Consider the following 14,126-nt stretch of genomic DNA (forward strand, 5'->3'; position numbering starts at 1 on the left):
GGGGGATGCCGGAGCACGCCGACCATCATGAGGACCGTCAGGAGATCCGCCTCAGGGTCACCGGGACGGACAATCCGCAGCAGGATCTCGACGACCTCCGGGCCTGGCTGGAGCGCGAACCCTGGCTGAGCCGCCGGGACCACACCTGGGAACACCGGCCGCAGCCCCCGCACCTCACGGACGACGGGGACGCACCGGGCCCCGCCGACATGGCCGTGGGCGTGGACGACCTGATCCTGGTCGTCGTCGGCGCGATCGCCACCGAGGTCACCAAGGGACTGAGCATCGCCGTGCGGGAATGGCTGCGGCGCCGCAAGGAGGAGCGCGCCGCCGGCGAGGAGCCCGCCGTCGAGGTCACCGGCGACGGCGGCCCGGCACGACCCGATCCCGGCAACCCGACGCACGAGAGTGGCAGCGCCGGCGAGGACTGACCCGGATGTCCGAATACGACGCGCGGGGAAAGATCAACCGGGCGCTGCTGATCGGTGTCCACGACTACGCGACGCTCGGCGGCCTGCCCGCGGTGGAGGACAACCCCGCCGAGCTGCGCCGCGCCCTGACCGCCACCGACCTGTTCACCGCCGACGAGGTCACCCTCTGCCGGCCGGCCGAACCCTGGGAGTTGAGCCAGGCGCTCAAGACCGCCGCCGACGAGGCCCGCGGACTGCTGCTGGTGTACTTCTCCGGCCACGGCTGGGTCGGCAGCGACGGCGGCGACCTGCAGCTGATGGTCGGCGCCTCGGTGCCCCGGCAGAGCCACACCACCGTCTCCTGGCAGGACGCGGTGCTCTCCTGCCTCGACAGCGCCCGCGCCGAACGCATCGTGATCGTCCTGGAGTGCTGCTACGCGGGCAACGCCGGCGGCGCCTTCCACTCCCACCGCAAACCCATGTCGCTGCTGATGGCCGCCCAGCCCAACCGCCGGATCTTCAGCGGGGAGGAACCGGCCGGCGGCACCGTCTTCACCCGCGCCATGGTGCAGATCCTCGAAAACGGCATCCCCGGCCGCCGGTTCGTCACCTTCGAGGACCTCGTACGGGAGTTACGGGGCCGGCTCGCCGGTGAGCGGACGCCGATGGGCGACGTCTGGGAGCCCCGGTCGGCGAAGCAGAACACCGTCGACGACGTCGTGCTGTCCTTCGCCACCCCCGAGGCGCGGCTGCCGACGCCGCCGCGGGTCCGCCTGCGCCGCTGGTCCAACCAGCACGTCCGGCCCCGCCTGAAGCCGCTGCTCGCGCTCGTCACCGTCCTCGTGCTGATCGCCGCCGGGCTCGTCGTCCGGCAGCTGCTGCTGCCGCTGCCGGACTGCCCGCCCGCCCTCGAACTGCGGCTGCTCACCGCGCCGGAGGCCGAACCGACCCTGCGCCGGGCCGCGTTCGACTACGAGATGTCCGAGGCCAACACCCGCCCGCTGCAGGGCGAGGGCGACCTCCCGGCGGGCTGCCGGCGCGCCCAGATCACCGTCTACTCCGCCGCCAAGGACCAGATCGACCAGGGCTTCGCCGCCGCCGGCCGCTGGCAGGGCGAGGCCCAGGGGACCGGCCAGGGACAGCAGGACGACAAGGGCACCGATCCGCTCTACCGGCCCGGCCCGCAACCCGACCTGTGGATCCCCGAGTCCACCGCCGACTACGACGAGGCCCGCCGCGGCATGCCCCCCACGGGCTCCCCGGCGACCCTGCACAACACCGGCCCGGTCGCCTACAGTCCGCTGGTCGTCGGCATCCCCGCGGGAAAGCAGCTGGACGACGTCGAGCGGGTGCGCGCCTCCTGGCAGGACCTGCTCACCGGCACCGACAGCGGCCACCGGGACCTCAAACTGCTGCGCCCCAGCCCGGTGCTCTCCGGTACCGGCCTGCTGCACACCATCGGCCTCTACCTCGCCAACGACGGCTCGCGGATCGGCTCCTCCGGTTCCCCGGACCCGGCCCTCGCCGAGGGCGCCGAGCAGCGGCTCTCCGCCCCGGGCAGCCAGTACGCCGACAGCACCGAGCTGCTGTGCTCGCTGCGCCCGGCCACCGGCCCCGACGCCACCGCCACCGGCCAGGCCCCCGCCGGCGGCGCCCGGGGCGACCGCTCGGCGCCACTGGTCTCCGAGAAGTCCCTGGCCGACTACAACCTCGGCCGGGCGGTCGGCAGTTGCCCCGCCCTGGCCGGCCCGCTCGCCCCCCGCGACCGGTACGTCGCGTACTACCCCAAGAACGTCCCGGCGCTCGACCACCCGCTGATCCGCGTCGACTGGCACGGCACCGCCGACGCCACCGCACGGCAGGCCGCGGTCGACCGCTTCGCCGAGTGGCTGCGCGCCCCGGACGGCGGCCGTGCCGTCCTCACCGCGCAGGGCTACCGCCCGGTCCCCGGCAAGGACAGCACGGACCCCGCGCCCGCGCCGGGCTCCCCGCTGCGCGACAGCCGCGCCGACGCCGACCTCGACGCCCCGGTCAACCGCTTCACGGCCGGCACCGACCAGGTCGCCCGGGTGCTCGACGGCTACGACAAGGCGCAGAAGCCCAGCCGGCTGCTGATCCTCATGGACACCTCCACCTCGATGGCCGACGGCGGCAAGCTCCCGGTCGCCCTCGGTGCCGCGGGCCGCGCCCTGGAGATGGTCGGCGACCGCCACACCTACGGCCTGTGGACCTTCCCCGACCGCGCCCACCCCGGCGATCCGGACGCGGTGCGCCGGGTCGTCCCCCTGGGCACGGTCGACCCGGCGCGCGGCAAGGCCGCCCTGGACCGGATCGCCAAGGGCGAACTCGTCGACCACGGCGCCGCGATGGAGGAGGCGCTGACCGCCGCCGTACGGGAGATGAAGACGTCGTCCGGCAGCAACCAGGCCATCGTGCTGATCATGGACGAGGACGACGGCAGGGCGCGGCGCGCGGCCGGCGTCGAGCAGCGGCTGACCGCGCTGCTGAAGCAGAAGCCGGCGGTGCCGGTGCTGACGCTGGTGCTGGACAAGGCCGGCTGCGACACCTTCGCCCTCCAGGGGCTGGCCAACGCCTCCCGGGGACAGTGCGTGCCCGGGGGCCCTCAGGCGCCCGATCTGCTGGCCGGCCTGATCGCGTCCATCGGCACCGCGGGCAAGGAGGACCGGTGAGGAAGCCCCGTACCACCTGGCCGGCCGCCGCGCTCGCCCTGATGCTGACCGCGGCGGTCTCCGGCTGCACCGCCGGCCCCGGGCCCGGCCCCGAGAAGGGCCCGATCGTCCTGGCCACCGGCAGCGACCTCAGCAGTACCGGCGTCCGCCAGGCCCTCATCCGGGCCTTCGAGCGCCGCACCGGCCGTGCGGTGCGGATCGTCAAGCTGCCGGACACCGCCGACGGCCAGCGCAGCCAGCTGCTGGCCGCCGGCCAGTCCGGCAGCGGCGCCTACGACGTGCTCAACCTCGACGTGGCCTGGACCGCGGAGTTCGCCGAGGCCGGCGTCATCCGCCCCTGGGGCACGAGCCTGGACGGCGACTTCCTCGACAGTGTGGTCAAGACCGTCGAGTACGACGACAAGGTCTGGGCCGTCCCCTTCAACACCGACGCCGGCCTGCTCTACTACCGCAAGGACATCCTCGCCAAGTACGGCCATCATCCTCAACCGCCCGACAACTGGGGCTCGTTGAAGGAGCTGGCCACCGCGGTCACCGCCGCGTACAACCGCGAGCTCGCCCGCACGGCCAAGGACGGCAAGGTCCCCGAGGACAAGAAGATGTACGGCATGGTCGCCCAACTGCGGCCCTACGAGGGCCTGACCGTCAACACCCTGGAGTCCGCGTGGGCCACCGGCGGCGACCCGGACGCCACCAGCTTCACCAAGGGCGAGCAGGTCGGCGCCCTCCAGCTGGGCGTCGCGGACCTCAAGGACCGGCTGGACACGATCATGCCGCACGCGGCCCTCACGATGGACGAGACGGAGAGCCGCCGCTGGTTCGCCGACGGCCGGGCGCTGTTCATGCGCAACTGGCCGGTGGAGTACGCCTCGGTCGCCGAGAAGCTCACCCCCGGCGAGAAGTTCGACGTCGCCGAGCTGCCGGCCCGGCCCGCCGACGGCAAGCGGATGTCCGTCCTGGGCGGGCAGAACCTGGCGATCTCCGCCGGCAGCAGGCGGCCGGCCGGGGCCCGCGCGCTGATCGAGGCGCTGACCGGCCCGGGCAGCGAACGCTGTCTGCTGGAGCGGGGGTTCGCGGCCACCCGCGACTCGGCGTACCGGCCGGCGGGCAAGGCGCCGGTCTGCCCTCTGCCGCCCGAGCGGGGCGAGCACGGCGCCGCCGGCCAGCCCTGGCCCGGCCGGCAGCCGCCGTACACCAGGACGCTGTACGCGGCGCTGCTGGCGGCCGAGCCGCGCCCGCGCAGCGCCCACTACCAGACCTTCAGCAAGGTCGTGCAGATCCGGGTCTCGGAGTACCTGGGCAGCCCCGGCGGTACGGCCATCGCCGACGCGCTGGCCCGTGAGGCCGACGAGGCGCTCAGCGGGCGGGGCGCACAACGGGCGAGGCGCCCGGCGGAAGACGGCTGATGCCGAGCTCCGCCGGGCGCCTCGCGCCGTCGGGTGTCGCCGGGGTCAGGCGGCGACGATCAGATAGATGCCGTAGGCCACGGCCGCCGCGCACAGGGCGAAGGCGACCAGCGCACCGGTCCGCGCGCCCGCCCCGGGCGCGGTAGCGGCGGCCGCCTCGCCCTCCTGCACCGGCTTGCGGGAGGTGCCGACGATGCCGACGGTGAAGAGGCCCACCAGCCCGACCGTCACCACGAGGGTGACGCCGAAGACCTGGCCGAGAGCTGCCCAGTCGATGGTCATGGGGTTCCTTAGGTGAGAGCCGCTAGCGGGTGACCGTCGCGGCCTGGGCGCGCGGGGCGGAGGTGGTCGGGGTGTCGGTGCCGTCCTCGGCCGGCACCTCGGCGTCGACCTGGATGTCGGCCGCCGGGGCCGGGTGGCCGGCCGGGGGAGGGGAGACGGCGCGCAGCGCGGCGGTCACCACGCCCACCGGTTCGGCGGCCGGGCCCTCGTTGACGTTGGTGTGGTCGACCGGCTTGCGCCGGGAGGCGGCCCAGATGGCACCGCAGACGCCCAGTCCGAGGACCGCCACCGCGGCCACGCCCCAGGTGCCCTGACCGGCCAGGAACGCGGCGCCCGCGGCGACCGCACCGGCGGCCGGCAGCGTCAGGGCCCAGGCGGCGACCATCCGGCCGGCCGTGGACCAGCGCACCACGCCGCCCTTGCGGCCCAGGCCCGAGCCCATCACGGAGCCGGAGCAGACCTGGGTGGTGGAGAGCGCGAAGCCGAGGTGGGAGGAGGCCAGGATGGTGGCCGCGGCGCCGGTCTGGGCGGCGAAGCCCTGCGGCGGCCGGATGTCGGTGATGCCCTTGCCCATCGTGCGGATGATCCGCCAGCCGCCCAGGTACGTGCCGAGCGCGATGGCCAGACCGGCCGAGGCGATGACCCACAGCGGCGGGTCGGCGTGCGGGGCGACGACCCCGCCGGTGATCAGCGCGAGGGTGATCACGCCCATGGTCTTCTGGGCGTCGTTGGTGCCGTGGGCGAGGGAGACCAGGGCGGCCGAGGCGATCTGCCCGGCGCGGTAGCCCTTGGCGGTGTCGGCCTCGTCGTGGCCGCGCGTCAGACGGTAGGTGAGCCGGGTCGCCGCCATCGAGGCCAGGCCCGCGACGATCGGGGCGGCCACCGCCGGGATCAGGACCTTCATCACCACGGCCTCACCGTGCACACCGTGGGTGCCGACGGACACCAACGTGGCGCCGATGAGGCCGCCGAAGAGTGCGTGGGAGGAACTGGAGGGCAGACCGGCGAGCCAGGTGACCAGGTTCCAGATGATCGCGCCGACCAGGCCGGCGAAGATCACCTCCGGCCTGATGCCGGAGGCTTCGTCGATGATGCCGCCGGAGATGGTCTTGGCCACCTCGACGGAGAGGAACGCGCCGACAAGATTGAGGACTGCCGACATCGCCACCGCGGTCTTGGGTCGCAATGCCCCGGTGGAAATGGTGGTGGCCATTGCGTTGGCCGTGTCGTGGAAGCCGTTCGTAAAGTCGAACACCAAGGCCGTGACGATCACGATCCCGATGAGAAGCGTGATGTGTTCCATTCACCCAGGCAATCAGTTCGAAGGTCAGTGTCGCTCGGAACGTACGGAGGATGGGTGAACGGAAGGTGAACTGGGCCGGGCGTGGTGGTGACACCCCCGCATTGTTCACGCGGAGGCGCCTCCGTTGTCACTTTCGTCTCACCCGTTGGAGAACTTGCTGGGCTACGCCGGTCCGTGGCCGGTCGTGCCGGGCATGACAAGGGGAAGGTAAGCGAGCGGCCGAACAAGACGGTCGATTCCCGGCCAATTCAGCCGAGTTCCGGAGGTATCCCCAGATGGCGGATACCGGCCCGGCGGGCCCCCGGCGTACCCTTCCCCGGCCCGCTCGTACGGTGGCGCGCACTGCATCCGCACTCGCCGCACCGCGCCGGAGGACCCATGAAGGACCGTCCCGACCAGCTCGCCGCCGCCTGGAGCGCCCTGGTCGCCACCGCCCGCCGAACCGTCGCCGACGGCCTGGTCGTCGGCACCTCGGGGAACGTCTCGTGCCGCCTGAAGGACCTGGTCCTGGTCACCCCCAGCGGCGTCCCCTACGACCGGCTCGGCCCCCGCGACACCACCGCCGTCGACCTCGAAGGACGGCAGATCATCGGCACCCTCCGGCCGACCAGCGAACTCCCGATGCACCTGGCGGTCTACCGCAGCACCCCGGCCACCGCCGTCGTCCACACCCACGCCCCGCACGCCACCGCCGTCTCCACCCTCGTCCCCGAGCTCCCGCCGGTCCACTACATGGCCGCGGCGCTCGGCGGCCCGGTCCGCGTCGCCCCCTACGCGCTCTACGGCAGCGACGAGCTCGCCGACCACATGCTGGAGGCGCTCCGCGACCGCACCGGCTGCCTGCTGCAGAACCACGGCACCCTCACCTACGGCAGCAGCCTCGACCAGGCACTGGACCGCACCACCCAGCTGGAGTGGATGTGCCGGGTCTGGCTGCTCGCCCACTCCGTGCCCGGCTGCTCGCCCACCGTGCTGTCGCCCGGCCAGCTCGACGCGGCCGGTGCCCGCCTGCGCGGCTACGGCCAGCCCAACGGCGCCCGCGCCGACCGCCCCCGGGCCTGACCGCACTCAGGCCTGACCGCCCCGGGCCTGACCGCGCCCCCCCGGTACGGCGGCCCGCGCAGCCGCGCGGGCCGCCGTACGCCGGTCACCCCCGCGGACTGCGCCAAGTGGCCGCACCCGGCCCCGCCGCCCACACTGAGGGGGTGCGTCCGGTTACCGCGGCGGCCATGGCCGTCCTCACCGTGGCCGGTGCCGGGGTGGCCGCCGTGGCGGTCGGCCGGTACGCCGGCGACGTTGCCCTGAAACCATCGCCCGACCACCCCCTGCCGGGGGACTCCCGGCTCACCGTGCACTCCGCGGGCCAGGAACGGATCGCCCTCACCCGCAGCCTGGTGTCCCTGCGGCCCGGCACCTACGGGCTGACCGGCGCCGGCTGCCACGCGGAGATCGGCTCCGTCGTCCGCGGCGCCCCGCACCCCGCGGACGCCGTCGTGCGCCGCCTGGAGCGGGTCACCCACGGCACCCTGCGGCCCGGCATGCGGATGCGGCTCACCCCGCAGGTGCACAGCGGCAACCCCCGCGACGCCCTCGGCCTCGACTGCGCCGACGTCGACGTCCCCGGCGAACTCGGGCCGCTGCCGGCGTGGTTCGTCCCCGGCGTGCGCGACACCTGGGTCATCACCGCGCACGGCCTGGGCACCACCCGCGAACACCCCATGGTGGTCATGCCGTTCCTGCACCGCCACCGGCTGCCCGTCCTCGACCTGGCCTACCGCAACGACCCGGGCGCCCCGCGTACCACCGACGGCATCAACCACCTCGGCGACAGCGAATGGCGCGACCTGGACGCGGCGATCCGCTACGCCGTCCGCTACGGCGCCCGCGACGTCGTCCTGCACGGCTGGTCCGTCGGCGCCACCATGGCGCTGCGCGCCGCCACCCACTCCGCGCTGCGCGACCGGATCAGCGGACTGATCCTGGACTCGCCGGTCCTCGACCGGCACACCACCGTCCGCGCGCTGGCCGCCGCCCGGGGGGTGCCGCGCGCCCTGCTGCCGCTCGTCGTCCGGGCCGCCGAGGGCGTCACCGGGATGCCCGTCCACCGGCCCGCCGACGCCGCGGACCCGGCCGCCCTCAACGCGCCCACCCTGATCTTCCACGGCCCCGACGACCGGATCGCCCCCTGGGCGGCCTCCCGCGCCTTCGCCGCCCGCCGCCCCGACCTGATCACCCTGCACGCCGTCCCGCACGCCCCGCACGCCGCGATGTGGAACGCCGACCCGGCCGGCTACGAGGAGGCGCTGCGCCGCTTCCTCACCCCCCTCATGTGACGCCCCCGGCGGGGCCCGACGTGCCGCGTCGGGTGCCACCGGACCTGCCACGGCCACCCCCGCCCCGGTCCGGCCGGTGCGGTGACGCCCCGGCATACGGAAGGACAACTCGCCCCATCCGGGATGGGTCGCCGCGATGACGGCGCCCCGCCAGATCGCAAGCCGGGTTCCGATTGGGCTTTCGGGCCGTCAGCGGCAAGACTGCTCCTGTGACGTCCCGTACTCCGCGCGACTCCCGGCTCCGACTCGTCCCCCGTCAACCGGTTGCGGCCGCCCGCCGGGCGGTGACAACCCGGGCCAAGCGCCCGGCACCCCGCCCGCCCGAGGGCACCCCGCCGCCCGCGGAACTGGCCCGCCAGGCCCGTGCCGTATTGGCCGGCGCGGCCCGGCTCGCCCGCTGGGCCGACGGCACCGGCGCGGCCGGCGGCACCGGCGGTGGTCTGCGGGCCGGCCCGGACGGCGCGCTGCCGGCGACGGCGGTGGAACGCGCCGCCGAAGCGCTGTCCCTGACGCCGCGGCAGGTGCGCACCGACTGGGACCTGGCCCGGCTCGCCGGACTCATCGAACTGCACGACGGCCTGGTCCGCCCCGGCTGGCGGCTGCGCGCCTGGGACCGCGACGACACCGCCGTGCTGCGCGGCTGGGTCGCGCTCTTCGACGCCTGGTCGCTGGCCCGCCCCGCCCCGGCCGGCGCCGCCCCCGCGATCGTCGCCGAGGTCGTCGAGGCGCTGCCGCAGCTGCTCTCCCTGCTGCACCTGTCCGCGGGGCCGGTACGGCTGCCGGTCCTGCTCGACATGCTCGAACAGCGGGTCACCGAACTCCGCACGGAACGCTGCGAGGTCCCCTACCACCAGGACGCACCGGACGCCCCGGACGCCCCGGACGCCCCGGACACGTCCGGGGCCCCGCACCCGGCGCCCGACCCGGCCGACGGCGCCGCGGGGGCGTCGCTGGCCGAACTCCTGGGCTGGGCGCTGGACGCCCTGCTGACCGTCGGCGCGCTGGTGCCTTTGGACGGTGCCCGGGACGGCGCGTACCAAGGCGCGCCCGAGACGGCCGAGGCGCAGCTCACCCCCCTGGGCAACTGGTCGGTGTGGATCAAGCTGGAGCAGATCTGCGTCGCCGCGCAGAGTCCGGCCGGCAACATCGAGCAGTCCGCCGAGGCGATGCTGCGCGGCTGCGCCCGGCTGACCCCGGGGCCGGCCCGCGCGGAGTACCGCGCCTGGCTCGCCGCCCGCTCCGTCGGCGCGGCCGTCGAGGAACTGCTGACCGTGGCCCGCGGCGAGGACGCGCTGCTGCGCGGCCTGGCCTTCGAGGCACTGCGGGCCGTCGGCGCCCCCGCCGAGCAGGCCGTACGCGCCGCCGCCGAGGAGCCCGTGCTGCGCCCGTACGCCCTGCTGTGGCTCGTCGAGCACGAAGGCGGTGACCCGGAGACCGCACCGGACGTGCTCACCCGCGAGGAGTCGACCTGGCTGTGGGTGGACACCGCGGCGGCGGTCGCCGACCACGGCGAGACCCAGCTGCTGGTGCGCCACCTCGACTCGGCGGTCCAGGGCTCCGTGCCCCGCCTCCTCGAAGAGGTACGCGCCGTCGGCCACCCCCGCACCGTCCAGGTGCTGGTCGCGCTGGCCGCGGCCCATCCCGACCCGGCCCTCGCCAAGGCCGTGCGCCGGGCGGCGTTCCAGGTGCACACCGGCGGGGCCTGACCGCCGGCGGCCGGTGCCGGCCCGGACCAGGCGGTCAGGGCCCGGCACCGGCGGCGGCCACGGCGGGGGTGTAGGTGCCGAAGCTCCAGACGTTGCCCTCGGCGTCCCGGGCGAGGTACTCCCGTGAGCCGTACTCCATGTCGGTGGGCGGCAGCAGGATCTCCACGTCCGACCGCTCGGCCCGCCGGTAGTGGGCGTCGGTGTCCTCGACGCGGACGTAGACGCCGACCGGCCCGGCGTCCTCCATCGCCTCCGCGAAGACGCCGCCGCGCCCTTTCGAACCCACCATCACCGTGCCGTTGCCGTAGGAGAGTTCGGCATGCAGCACCAGGCCCTCCTCGGTCTCGTACTTCGCGCCGACGGTGAAGCCGAACGCTTTCGTCAGCTGGGTGATGGCGGTCTGGGCGTCCTGGTAGAGCACCGTCGGGTACATCGTCGGGGTTCCTGCCATCGTGATCACGGTCCTTCCCGCAGCGGCTTTCTGTGTCCTGGATCACAGTCTTGCACCGGGGGCCGACAACGCCCGTTCCGCCGCTCGGCGGCAGCCGCCGCAGCGCACGACGCCACAGCGCACGGGCGTCGCCGGCGCCCGCCGGGCGGGCGGGCGCGGGGCCGCGCGGCCCCGCCGGCGGCCGGGAAAACTACTTGCACCGGCCCGTTAGACTGCCTCCCATGGCAGTTCTCCTCTGGGTTCATTAGACGGCGCAGCCCGCTCTCGGACCGTCCGTCCAATCCGCCGTCTTCCTGCCCTGGAGTTTTTCCCGTGATCAACGCTTCCGGCATCGAGCTGCGCGCCGGCGCCCGCGTCCTCATCGAGTCCGCCTCCTTCCGCATCGCCAAGGGCGACCGGATCGGCCTGGTCGGCCGTAACGGCGCCGGCAAGACCACCCTCACCAAGGTGCTGGCGGGGGAGGGCATCCCCGCCGCCGGCACGGTCACCCGCTCGGGGCAGGTCGGCTATCTGCCGCAGGACCCGCGCACCGGCGACCTGGACGTCCTCGCCCGGGACCGCATCCTCTCCGCCCGCGATCTGGACACCGTGCTGCGCAAGATGCGCGAGAACGAGGACCGGATGGCCAACGGCAAGGGCGCCACCCGCGAAAAGGCGATGAAGAAGTACGAGCGCCTGGAGACCGAGTTCCTGACCAAGGGCGGGTACGCCGCCGAGGCGGAGGCCGCGACCATCGCGGCCAGCCTGGGCCTGCCCGACCGGATCCTCGGCCAGCCGCTGCACACCCTCTCCGGCGGCCAGCGGCGCCGCGTCGAGCTGGCCCGGATCCTCTTCTCGGACTCCGACATCCTGCTGCTCGACGAGCCGACCAACCACCTCGACGCCGACTCGATCGTCTGGCTGCGCGACTACCTCAAGACCTACCGCGGCGGCTTCATCGTCATCTCGCACGATGTCGACCTGGTCGAGACCGTGGTGAACAAGGTGTTCTACCTGGACGCCAACCGGTCCCAGATCGACGTCTACAACATGGGCTGGAAGCTGTACCAGCAGCAGCGCGAGGCCGACGAGAAGCGCCGCAAGCGCGAGCGGGCGAACGCCGAGAAGAAGGCCGCCGCGCTCAACTCCCAGGCCGACAAGATGCGGGCCAAGGCCACCAAGACCGTCGCCGCGCAGAACATGGCCCGGCGCGCCGAGAAGCTGCTCTCGGGCCTGGACGAGGTGCGGGTCGCCGACAAGGTCGCCAAGCTGCGTTTCCCGGACCCGGCGCCGTGCGGCAAGACCCCGCTCACCGCCGAGGGCCTGTCGAAGTCCTACGGTTCCCTGGAGATCTTCACCGATGTCGACCTCGCCATCGACAAGGGTTCCCGGGTCGTCATCCTGGGCCTGAACGGCGCGGGCAAGACCACCCTGCTGCGGCTGCTGGCGGGCGTCGAGCAGCCGGACACCGGCGAGGTCCGCCCGGGCCACGGTCTGAAGCTCGGCTACTACGCCCAGGAGCACGAGACCCTGGACCCGGACCGCACGGTCCTGGAGAACATGCGCTCCGCCGCCCCGGACATGGACCTGGTCGCCATCCGCAAGACGCTGGGCTCCTTCCTCTTCTCCGGCGACGACGTCGACAAGCCCGCCGGGGTGCTCTCCGGCGGTGAGAAGACCCGGCTGGCGCTGGCCACCCTGGTGGTCTCGTCCGCCAATGTGCTGCTGCTCGACGAGCCCACCAACAACCTCGACCCGGCCAGCCGCGAGGAGATCCTCGGCGCGCTGCACACCTACGCGGGCGCGGTGGTCCTGGTGACGCACGACGAGGGCGCGGTGGACGCGCTCCAGCCGGAGCGGATCATCCTGCTGCCCGACGGCGTCGAGGACCTGTGGGGCCAGGATTACGCGGACCTGGTCGCGCTGGCCTGAGCCGGGTGCCCGGCCCGGGGGTCCGGGGCCGGGGCGCAGCGGCGTGCCGCCGGTGCGCTCACGGCGTCGGGATCATGCCGTCTGGATCATTCGGCCGACGTGTGATCCATCATCTGAGTGAGAACGGCTGGTACACCGGCGTGCCTGCGCGCGGTGCCCGGTCCGCCGCGACCTGGAGCGCGCCTTTTCGGTCGTACCCCACCTGACCTGCCACTTCTCGTCCCGATCGGCGGCCGCTCGGCCCGCGGGACGAACGGAATGACACATTCCGGCCGCTCGGAGCGGGCCCCCGCCGGCAAAGGATGTCGGAGAAGCCTTGTGGAATGGGTGGCCAGGAAGCCGGGGAGGGGTGATCATGAGAGTCCAGAGCGCACTTCCCACGAGGAGGCACGGGTGGCCGAGACTCTGAAGAAGGGCAGCCGGGTGACCGGCGCCGCGCGCGAGAAGCTCGCGGCAGACCTGAAGAAGAAGTACGACTCCGGTGCGAGCATCCGGGCGCTGGCCGAGGAAACCGGCCGCTCCTACGGATTCGTGCACCGGATGCTCACCGAATCCGGCGTGGTGCTGCGCGGTCGCGGCGGAGCCACAAGGGGCAAGAAGGCCGCCGCGGTCTGACGGCCGCGTCTCCGGAACTGCGGTGTCCCCCCGGTCGGCCGATCCGTCGGCCGGGAGGTTACCGTTCAGTCACTTACGCACGTACGTGCGGCTGGCTGACTCGGAGGCGCTCATGACTCTGCTCGACAAGGACGGTGTGCGGCTCACCGTGGACGGCGACATCGCCACGGTGACCCTCGCCAACGCGGCCAAGCGCAATGCACAGTCGCCGGCCATGTGGCGGGCGCTGGCCGAGGCGGGCTCGCTGCTGCCGGGGAACGTCCGGGTCGCGGTGCTGCGTGGTGAGGGCAAGTCCTTCTCCGCCGGCCTCGACCGGCAGGCGTTCACGCCCGAAGGGTTCGACGGCGAGCCGTCGTTCATCGATCTGGCGCGCGGTTCGGACGAGGCACTGGACGCCACGATCGCCGAGTACCAGGAAGCGTTCACCTGGTGGCGGCGGAACGACCTGGTGTCCATCGCCGCCGTCCAGGGGCACGCCATCGGCGCCGGCTTCCAGCTGGCGCTCGCCTGCGACCTGCGGGTGGCCGCGCAGGACGCCCAGTTCGCCATGCGGGAGACCAGCCTCGGGCTGGTCCCCGACCTGACCGGAACCCACCCTCTGGTCGGGCTGGTCGGCTACGCGCGGGCGCTGGAGATCTGCGCCACCGGGCGGTTCGTGCACGCCGACGAGGCCGCGCGGATCGGCCTGGCCAATCTCGTCGTGCCGGGGGACGAACTCGACGCCGCGGTGGCCGACCTGGCGGCCGCGCTGCTCGCCCCGCCGCGGGACGCCGTCATCGAGACCAAGGCCCTGCTGGCCGGCGCCGCGGGCCGTACGTACGAGGAGCAGCGCCGTGCCGAGCGGGCCGCCCAGGCCCGCCGGCTGCGCGACCTCGCCGGCGTCGGCGACTAGCGCACCGAGGCCGACGCGTACGTCCTGACGTGGCCCCCCCCGCCCCCCCCCCGCGGCCCGGGGGGGCCCCACCCTCACCGCGGCAGTCCCCGGCCCCCCCCGCGACCCCCCCCCCCCCCCGAACCCG

General features: G+C 74.0%; 12 protein-coding genes. 9 read left to right on the forward strand and 3 right to left on the reverse strand.

Annotated elements, in window-relative coordinates; all coding sequences use genetic code 11:
• The first annotated feature begins 5 nt into the window (after positions 1-5).
• The 3 genes from ACFV1J_RS24650 to ACFV1J_RS24660 are packed head-to-tail and all read left to right on the forward strand — an operon-like array spanning position 6 to position 4,506.
• The gene (locus ACFV1J_RS24650) at positions 6-431 is read left to right on the forward strand and encodes a hypothetical protein (RefSeq protein WP_385861349.1); all 426 of its coding nucleotides are present in this window, start codon (positions 6-8) and stop codon (positions 429-431) included.
• 5 nt (positions 432-436) lie between these two features.
• Positions 437-3,100, forward strand: coding sequence for a caspase family protein (locus ACFV1J_RS24655; protein WP_385861350.1), 2,664 nt, complete (start codon positions 437-439; stop codon positions 3,098-3,100).
• Complete coding sequence (locus ACFV1J_RS24660; RefSeq protein ID WP_385861351.1) at positions 3,097-4,506, forward strand: extracellular solute-binding protein; 1,410 nt, start codon at positions 3,097-3,099, stop codon at positions 4,504-4,506. Before ACFV1J_RS24655 ends, ACFV1J_RS24660 begins: the two co-directional genes overlap by 4 nt.
• Before the next feature lie 45 nt (positions 4,507-4,551).
• On the opposite strand, the gene ACFV1J_RS24665 is transcribed toward ACFV1J_RS24660, so the two are convergent.
• Together ACFV1J_RS24665 and ACFV1J_RS24670 are read right to left on the reverse strand one after the other, a co-directional pair.
• A complete protein-coding gene (locus ACFV1J_RS24665) occupies positions 4,552-4,788 on the reverse strand; it encodes a hypothetical protein (protein ID WP_385861353.1) in 237 nt (78 codons plus the stop codon).
• 22 nt (positions 4,789-4,810) lie between these two features.
• Entirely contained in the window at positions 4,811-6,091 is a 1,281-nt protein-coding gene (locus ACFV1J_RS24670; protein WP_385861355.1) for an anion permease, read from the reverse strand.
• A 378-nt stretch (positions 6,092-6,469) separates the two neighbouring features.
• Here ACFV1J_RS24670 and ACFV1J_RS24675 point away from each other — a divergent pair, with 378 nt between their 5' ends.
• From ACFV1J_RS24675 to ACFV1J_RS24685, 3 genes are all read left to right on the forward strand, one after another.
• Positions 6,470-7,153 carry a class II aldolase/adducin family protein gene (locus ACFV1J_RS24675; protein ID WP_385861357.1) on the forward strand — a complete coding sequence of 228 codons (684 nt, stop codon included), beginning with the start codon at positions 6,470-6,472 and terminating at the stop codon, positions 7,151-7,153.
• 143 nt (positions 7,154-7,296) lie between these two features.
• Entirely contained in the window at positions 7,297-8,424 is a 1,128-nt protein-coding gene (locus tag ACFV1J_RS24680) for an alpha/beta hydrolase (protein WP_385861358.1), read from the forward strand.
• 209 nt (positions 8,425-8,633) lie between these two features.
• Positions 8,634-10,130 carry a hypothetical protein gene (locus tag ACFV1J_RS24685; RefSeq protein WP_385861360.1) on the forward strand — a complete coding sequence of 499 codons (1,497 nt, stop codon included), beginning with the start codon at positions 8,634-8,636 and terminating at the stop codon, positions 10,128-10,130.
• Positions 10,131-10,164: 34 nt separating this feature from the next.
• On the opposite strand, the gene ACFV1J_RS24690 is transcribed toward ACFV1J_RS24685, so the two are convergent.
• Complete coding sequence (locus tag ACFV1J_RS24690; RefSeq protein ID WP_385861362.1) at positions 10,165-10,581, reverse strand: VOC family protein; 417 nt, start codon at positions 10,579-10,581, stop codon at positions 10,165-10,167.
• A 312-nt stretch (positions 10,582-10,893) separates the two neighbouring features.
• Here ACFV1J_RS24690 and ACFV1J_RS24695 point away from each other — a divergent pair, with 312 nt between their 5' ends.
• From ACFV1J_RS24695 to ACFV1J_RS24705, 3 genes are all read left to right on the forward strand, one after another.
• Positions 10,894-12,492 carry an ABC-F family ATP-binding cassette domain-containing protein gene (locus tag ACFV1J_RS24695; RefSeq protein WP_385861364.1) on the forward strand — a complete coding sequence of 533 codons (1,599 nt, stop codon included), beginning with the start codon at positions 10,894-10,896 and terminating at the stop codon, positions 12,490-12,492.
• A 393-nt stretch (positions 12,493-12,885) separates the two neighbouring features.
• Positions 12,886-13,107, forward strand: a complete 222-nt coding sequence (locus ACFV1J_RS24700; RefSeq protein WP_360941167.1) for a helix-turn-helix domain-containing protein — start codon at positions 12,886-12,888, stop codon at positions 13,105-13,107.
• Between the two features lie 112 nt (positions 13,108-13,219).
• Positions 13,220-13,999, forward strand: a complete 780-nt coding sequence (locus ACFV1J_RS24705; RefSeq protein ID WP_385861367.1) for an enoyl-CoA hydratase/isomerase family protein — start codon at positions 13,220-13,222, stop codon at positions 13,997-13,999.
• The last annotated feature ends 127 nt before the right edge of the window (positions 14,000-14,126 follow it).

This window comes from Streptomyces sp. NPDC059649 (assembly GCF_042734445.1).
Taxonomy (GTDB): domain Bacteria; phylum Actinomycetota; class Actinomycetes; order Streptomycetales; family Streptomycetaceae; genus Streptomyces.

Coding starts and splice junctions, on each gene's coding strand:
- ACFV1J_RS24705 (WP_385861367.1), top strand. CDS start 13,220: ATGACTCTGCTCGACAAGGACGGTGTGCGGCTCACCGTGGACGGCGAC.
- ACFV1J_RS24650 (WP_385861349.1), top strand. CDS start 6: ATGCCGGAGCACGCCGACCATCATGAGGACCGTCAGGAGATCCGCCTC.
- ACFV1J_RS24690 (WP_385861362.1), bottom strand. CDS start 10,581: ATGGCAGGAACCCCGACGATGTACCCGACGGTGCTCTACCAGGACGCC.
- ACFV1J_RS24665 (WP_385861353.1), bottom strand. CDS start 4,788: ATGACCATCGACTGGGCAGCTCTCGGCCAGGTCTTCGGCGTCACCCTC.
- ACFV1J_RS24655 (WP_385861350.1), top strand. CDS start 437: ATGTCCGAATACGACGCGCGGGGAAAGATCAACCGGGCGCTGCTGATC.
- ACFV1J_RS24675 (WP_385861357.1), top strand. CDS start 6,470: ATGAAGGACCGTCCCGACCAGCTCGCCGCCGCCTGGAGCGCCCTGGTC.
- ACFV1J_RS24670 (WP_385861355.1), bottom strand. CDS start 6,091: ATGGAACACATCACGCTTCTCATCGGGATCGTGATCGTCACGGCCTTG.